This is a genomic window from Cellulomonas sp. NPDC057328, assembly GCF_042667215.1.
GTDB lineage: Bacteria > Actinomycetota > Actinomycetes > Actinomycetales > Cellulomonadaceae > Cellulomonas.
Genome location: NZ_JBHUZW010000043.1, coordinates 23,925 through 30,324, shown reverse-complemented (window position 1 = coordinate 30,324; position 6,400 = coordinate 23,925). Strand labels below are relative to the sequence as shown.

The window sequence follows — 6,400 nt, the reverse complement described above, 5'->3', positions numbered from 1 at the left end:
CGGGGACGCGCACCGCGTCCCGGCCCGCGCGCCGTTCCTGGCGAGCGGCGTCCGTCAGGAGCGCGGCCCCCCGCAGACGACGCCGACGCACTGCGGCTCGTTGCCGTTGCGCCGTGCCGTGTTGCCGCCGAGGTCCACGGCGTCGGGCGCGTGGATGCCCCAGCGGCTGTTGCCGACCGCCTCGTTGTCGCCGAGCTCAACGGCTCCCTCGGGCACCAGCACGCCGTCGCCGCCGTCGCGGAAGCGGTTGCCGACGACCGTCACGGTGACCTGGGCCGGGTCCCACGGGGCGGGTGCGGTGACCGCGACGTCGTTGCGGCGGAACGTGTTGTCGACGACCTGCGCCGACGTCCCGCCCGCGTCGACGCCCACGCGGTTGTCGACGACCCGGTTGCGCTCCACGGTCGTCAGCCCGTACGGCCCGTGGTTGACGACGACGGTGTCGTTGCGGCGCAGCGTGCTGTCGAGGACCTCGACCCACGTCATGAACGCCGCGTCCACGACCGTGCCGTTGTCCTCGACGGTGCTGCGCCGGATGTCGCAGCCCGACTCGTAGCACGCCATGACGGTGCCGTTGCCGCTCACCCGGGAGTCCTCCAGCAGCGCGTAGCCGGAGTCGAGGCCCACCACCCGGTCGTTGCCGGTGAACGTGCTGCGCGACAGCAGCGCGTGGCCGACGAGCGCCGAGAAGCCCGTCCCGTTGTCGACGAACGCCGACCGGTCCACATCGTACGTCTTGGTCGGCCCGGCGATGCGCGACGTGCCGTCGATGCCCGCGCCGTTGCCCTCGAACCGCACGCGCTCGACCGTCACGGTCCCGTCGTGGTCCTCCTCCCAGCCGGTGCTCGGGGACGCCACGCCCGTGCCCCAGCCCGCGACGGTGCCGCGCCGGATCGTCACGTCGCCGGACGCGGGCACGAGGACGCCCGTCCCGGTGCCGTCGCCGCGCAGCGCGTGCCCGCCGAGGTCGAGCGTCACCCCGGCCGCGAGCGTGAGCCCGGTGCCGCCGGGGCACGTGAGGTCGGCCGTGAGGCGGGCGTCGGAGGTGAGGACGGCGCCGCAGCCGGGGACGGGCGGCGGGGCGGCGTGGGCGGGCGGTGCGAGGACGGCGGCCGCGGCGACGAGCGCGACGGCGGGCACGACGGACGAGACGCGCATGAGGTTCCCCCGGGTCGGTGCGCACCGGACGTCGGCGACCGGCGCTGCGCGGCCAGTGTCGCGAGGCGCGCGCGCCCGGTTCGACGGGTTGTGCCCCTTTTCGCCCGGGTGATCCGGTGGGCTCGCGGCGCGGCGGTCGCGCCGCTCAGGCCGGCGGTGCCTCGATCGCGCGGCGCAGGAACACGCTGTGCGGGTCCTCGACGTACGCGCCGAACGGCGGGCACACGACGAACCCGGCGCGCTCGTACAGGCGCCGGGCCGCCGCGAAGTAGTCCTGCGTGCCGGTCTCGAGGTGCACGGTGCGGTAGCCGCGGGCGCGCGCCTCGGCCAGCACGTGCGCGAGCAGGGCGCCGCCCACGCCGCGGCCGCGCGCGGCGGTGGCGGTGCGCATCGACTTCAGCTCGCCGTCGTCGTCCGCGAGCTCCGCCAGCGCGACGCAGCCGAGCAGCGCGCCGTCGTCGTCCCGCGCCGTCCAGAACGTCAGGCCCGGCGCCGCGAGCGCACCGGGGTCGAGCGCGTGCACCGACTCCGGCGGGGAGGTCGCGTACATGTCGGCGAGGTGCTCCTCCAGCAGCGCGAGCACGTCGGCGCGGCGGGGGTCGTCGCGGCGGATCGTCACGGCGGCGGTCGCGGTCACGGGTCTCCTCCTGGCGTGGGCGGCGGCAGGCACGGCGCGCCGCGGTCCGGTCCCGTCCGGTCCGCGCCGGTCCGGTCCCGCGTGCGGTGCGGTGCGGTGCGATGCGATGCGGTGGCCGGATCGTGGCACGGGCGAGCCCGCGGGCGCACGGCCGCCCGTGCGGACCGCGCGTCGGTGGGCCGCCGGCCGGCTCAGGCGGTGGCGTCGTCCCGGCGACGCGCCCCGCGCAGCAGCAGGACGCCCGCGACGGCCGACCCGAGGCCGCCCATCACCATGTCGCCGATCGTGTCGGCGTACCCGACGTAGATCTCCGGGTCGACGTACGCGTTGCCGAGGTACTCCCCCACCTCCCACGCCACGCTGAGCGCGAGGCCGAGGGACGCCGTCACGGCCACCGACGCGGCCCGCGTGACGCCCGGTGCCGGGCGGGTCGGGTCGACGACGGCACCGGTCCGCCGCGCCACGACGAGGTGCGCGACCGCGGCGACGAGGCCCGTGACGACCAGGTGCATCACGACGTCGAGCCAGGCGACCTGCTCGTACAGGCCGAGCGCGCCGCACCACGCGGCCGCGAGCAGCCCCAGGCCGTACGCGGCGTCCAGGCCCGGCCCGACGCGGCCGACGACCGGCACGACCAGCCCGGCCAGCACGAGCGAGAACAGCGCCGCGTCCACGGGCCCGCGCCCGGCCAGCGCCACGACGACGCACACGACGCCGACGACCCGCACCGCACCGCCGGGCCCGCGCAGCAGCGCGGCGAGCGCACCCCGCGGACCGGCCGGCGGCGCGCCCTGGTCGACCGGACGTCCCACGGTCGCCTCCTCGTCCGGTGCGTCCACCGCTGCCGGGGTCGTGGTCACGTCGGCTCCTCACGCTCGCGCGCCGAGGGGGCCGACGGCGCTGGCGCGACCGTACGACGCGGCCGGACGGCCCGCACCCGGACCGTCGACGCGACCGCGCGGGGCGCGCCGCGGGCCGCCGCGCCCCGTGCCGTGCCGTCAGCCGTCAGTCGACCGGCTCGAGCAGCCGCCGCGGCACGCCAACCGCGTCCGACGGCGGGGTCATCGGCGGCGCCAGGCGCGTGAGCGCGCCGATCCGCCCGACGCCGTACCGCAGCCGCCGGAGCATCGCCTCGCCGAGCGCGGTGCGCACCCCGTCGCCCCACAGGTGCGGCCAGCCGCGCGCGGCGCACGTGCCCTCCGCGGCCAGCAGCAGGAACATCGCGACGCGTCGCCGCCGGTGCGCGGGGGCGACGTAGACCTCGAGCACCTGCCCCGTCGACGGGCACCAGCGCAGGGCCCCCACCTGGTCCGCCGAGCGCAGCCCGAGCCGCGCCGCGTCGGCCTGCGTGACGACCGTGCCGGCGGCGACGTACGCGCCGAGCGCGGCCGCGCGCGCCGTGACGTGCTCGTGCGCGAACGCGACGAGCTCGGTGGTGACGGGGTCGGCGCCGCGCCGGACCCGCTCGACGAGGACGAGCCGCGGTGCGTCGGCCGCGTGCTCGCCGAGCGCCTCGACGGTGAGCAGCTGGAGCGACCCGGCCCGCATGGTCACGCGCCCGATGCGCCCGGCCGCGACCGCCGCGCCCGCGGGCAGCCCGCCGACGTCGACGACCGTGCCGTCCGGGCGCTCGTCGGTCGCGACGCCGTGCACGACCACCGTGCCGGCGTGGCCCGCGCCGCTCGCCGCGCCGCTGCCCGCGGCCGGCCCCAGGCCCTGCGCGTCGGCCGGGCGGCGCACCTGACGCACCCACCACACCGGGACCCGGCCCGGCAGCGTCGACGTGCTCACGCGCGCTGGGACGCCCGGCGCGACGACCGGCGGGCCACCGCGACGGACCCGAGCCCGGCCGCGAGGAGGCCGGCCGCGAGACCGCCGAGGACACCGGCCGGCGAGCCCGTCGCCGCGAGGGCGCCGGTGCGGGCGGCGGTCCGTGCGGCCGCCGCGGCCGGCGAGGCAGACGCGGCCGGCGGTGCCGCGGGCGCGCCGGCCCCGGGCGGGGTCACCGCGCGCAGCGGCACCCGCACGGCGACGGGTGCCTGCGCGTCGGCGGCGGCGAGCACCTGGTCGAGCGTCACCGGGACCGTCGACGTCGGCAGCGCGTACCCGGCCGGGACGGCGGTGGCGCGCAGCTCGTACGTGCCGGGCGCGACGCGCCCGAACGACAGGCGGCCCGAGGCGTCGGACGTGGCCGTGGCGACGAGCACCCGGCCCGCTGGCACGGGCGCCGCGAGGGCCGCCATGTCGCCTGCGGCCTGCGCGGCGACGCGTCCGCGGGCGTCGTCGTCGTGGTGGTCGTGGCCGCGGCCCGGGCCGGTGTGGCCGTGCCCGTCCCGGTCGTCCTCGTCGCCGTGGTCGTCGTCGTCGTGGTCGTCGTCGTGGTCGTGGTCGTGGTCGTCGTCGGACCCCCGCGTCGGGTCGTCGGTCGGCGACGGGTCGGCGGGCTCGTCCGGGACCTGGGCGGGCGGCTCGGCGGCCGGCGCGGCGCCCCACAGCTCGAACGTCGCGCCGGGCAGCGGCGCGCCCGCGTCGTCGGCGACGACCACGTCGAGCACCCGGTACGCGCGCGTCAGCTCGAACGACGCGGTGAGGTCGCAGTCCGCGGGCGTCTCCTCGGTCGCGGCGACGCACGGGCCGACCGTCTGCGACGTCGCGCCGAGGACCATCGACCCCGCCGGCACGGACACCACGCGGACCGTCGCGGTCGCGCCCGCGGGCAGCTCGTACCAGCCCGGCACGTCGCCCGCGGCGTCGGTGGTGCCGGTCCACTCGGGCGCGGGGTCGGTGCCCGCGACGTCGAGCTCGAGCACCGCGCCCGCGAGGGGCGCGCCGTCCTGCGACGACACCTCGGCGTACGCCTTGCCCGTGCCGAAGCACGCGGTCACGACCTCGGGGCACCCCGGCGTGCCGGTCGGCGACGGGCTGGGCGTGGGCTCGTCGGACGGCTCCTCGGTCGGGGCGTCGGACGGGGACGGGTCCGGGGACGGCTCGTCGTGCGCCGCGTCGAGACCCGGCGCGGCGGGGACCTGGTCGACCTGGTCCTCCGCGGGCAGGGGCACGGCGCCGGCCGCCGGTGCGGTCGCGTCCGGCGTCGGGGTGGGCGCGGCGGCGACCGCCACCGCGGGGGCGGCGCCCACGAGGGCGAGCGTCCCGAGCGCGACGACGGCGGTCGCGCGGCGGGCCCGGCCGGGGCCGGCGACGGTGGTGGGGCGGGCAGGTCGCACCGGGGGCCTCGTTCTCTCGTGACCGCCGGCGTGCCAGGCGGACGGCGCGCACGCGTGCGCCGCACCGGCGTCATCGGCGCGCACGGGCGGCCGGACGAGGGACGTCCCCCGATCGGGGCGTGCGTCGCGTCACACGTCACCCGCTCGGCCCGTCCGGGCGGAAGAGCGGCGCCCGCCCGGCGGTTGACCACCGCGGCGGTCGCTCACGCGCCGCCTGCCCAGCCGGAAGGACCCCGATGACCACGCCCGCCCTGTTCACGCCGCTCACGCTGCGCGGCGTCACGTTCCCGCACCGCGTCTGGATGGCGCCGATGTGCCAGTACTCGGCCGAGCCGACCGGGCCCGCGGCGGGCGTCCCGCACGACTGGCACGTGCAGCACTACGGCTCGCGGGCCGTCGGCGGGGCGGCGCTCGTCATCACCGAGGCGACGGCCGTGACGCCCGAGGGCCGCATCACGCCGTTCGACCTGGGCCTGTGGGACGACGCGCAGACGGACGGGCACCGGCGCCTCACCGCGCTCGCGCACGCGCAGGGCGCGAAGGCGGGCGTGCAGCTGGCGCACGCCGGGCGCAAGGCGAGCACGGACGCCCCGTGGCGCGGCGGTGCGCCGCTGGGCACCGACGAGGGCGGCTGGGAGACGGTCGGCCCGAGCGCCGTCCCGTTCTCCGCGGAGTCGCCCGCGCCGCGCGCGCTGACCACCGACGAGATCGCCCACGTCGTGCGGGCGTTCGCCGACGCCGCCGTCCGCGCGGTCGACGCCGGGTACGACGTGGTCGAGGTGCACGCCGCGCACGGCTACCTGCTGCACCAGTTCCTCTCCCCCGACAGCAACCGCCGCGAGGACGCGTACGGCGGCTCGTTCGAGAACCGCACCCGCCTGGTGCGCGAGGTCGTCACGGCCGTGCGCGCGGCCGTCGGCGAGGACGTCGTCGTGCTGGTGCGCGTGTCCGCGACCGACTGGGTCGAGCCCGCCGGCTGGACGGCCGACGACACCGTGCGGCTCGCCGCCGACCTCGCCCCGCTGGGCGTCGACATGGTCCACGTCTCGACGGGCGGCAACCTGCCGTCGGTGCGCATCCCCACCGGCCCGGGCTACCAGGTGCCGTTCGCGGCGCGGATCCGCGCGGAGGCGGGCGTGCCGACGGTCGCCGTCGGCATGATCACCGACGCCGTGCAGGCCGAGGCGCTGCTCGCGGACGGCTCCGCCGACGCCGTCGCGCTCGCCCGGCCGCTGCTCGCCGACCCGTACTGGCCGCTGCGCGCGGCCGTCGAGCTGGGCGTGGAGCCGGCCGTGCCGGAGCAGTACGGGCGTGCGGGGACGCTCCTGCGCTGACCACGCGGCACGTCGCGACGACGAGCCCCCACCACGCCGGCGCCCGC

The 6,400-nt window shown here is 78.9% G+C and carries 6 protein-coding genes; 1 reads left to right on the top strand and 5 read right to left on the bottom strand.

The features are described from left to right. Window positions 1-54 precede the first annotated feature (54 nt). From ACFUMH_RS09900 to ACFUMH_RS09880, 5 genes are all read right to left on the bottom strand, one after another. The gene (locus ACFUMH_RS09900; protein ID WP_378204114.1) at window positions 55-1,158 is read right to left on the bottom strand and encodes a hypothetical protein; all 1,104 of its coding nucleotides are present in this window, start codon (window positions 1,156-1,158) and stop codon (window positions 55-57) included. A gap of 145 nt (window positions 1,159-1,303) precedes the next feature. Further along, window positions 1,304-1,795 carry a GNAT family N-acetyltransferase gene (locus ACFUMH_RS09895; protein ID WP_378204111.1) on the bottom strand — a complete coding sequence of 164 codons (492 nt, stop codon included), beginning with the start codon at window positions 1,793-1,795 and terminating at the stop codon, window positions 1,304-1,306. A gap of 191 nt (window positions 1,796-1,986) precedes the next feature. Next, window positions 1,987-2,655, bottom strand: coding sequence for a hypothetical protein (locus ACFUMH_RS09890; RefSeq protein ID WP_378204108.1), 669 nt, complete (start codon window positions 2,653-2,655; stop codon window positions 1,987-1,989). A 145-nt stretch (window positions 2,656-2,800) separates the two neighbouring features. Further along, on the bottom strand, window positions 2,801-3,586 hold the full coding sequence (locus ACFUMH_RS09885; RefSeq protein WP_378204105.1) for a hypothetical protein: 786 nt from the start codon (window positions 3,584-3,586) through the stop codon (window positions 2,801-2,803). After that, a complete protein-coding gene (locus ACFUMH_RS09880; RefSeq protein WP_378204102.1) occupies window positions 3,583-5,019 on the bottom strand; it encodes a SpaA isopeptide-forming pilin-related protein in 1,437 nt (478 codons plus the stop codon). Before ACFUMH_RS09880 ends, ACFUMH_RS09885 begins: the two co-directional genes overlap by 4 nt. A gap of 236 nt (window positions 5,020-5,255) precedes the next feature. On the opposite strand from ACFUMH_RS09880, the gene ACFUMH_RS09875 reads away from it, so the two are divergent. After that, window positions 5,256-6,353 carry an NADH:flavin oxidoreductase/NADH oxidase gene (locus ACFUMH_RS09875; protein WP_378204099.1) on the top strand — a complete coding sequence of 366 codons (1,098 nt, stop codon included), beginning with the start codon at window positions 5,256-5,258 and terminating at the stop codon, window positions 6,351-6,353. Window positions 6,354-6,400: the final 47 nt, after the last annotated feature.

Excerpts from the sequence above, each read along its gene's own strand:
- ACFUMH_RS09900 (WP_378204114.1), bottom strand. The coding sequence starts at position 1,158 with ATGCGCGTCTCGTCCGTCGTGCCCGCCGTCGCGCTCGTCGCCGCGGCC.
- ACFUMH_RS09875 (WP_378204099.1), top strand. The coding sequence starts at position 5,256 with ATGACCACGCCCGCCCTGTTCACGCCGCTCACGCTGCGCGGCGTCACG.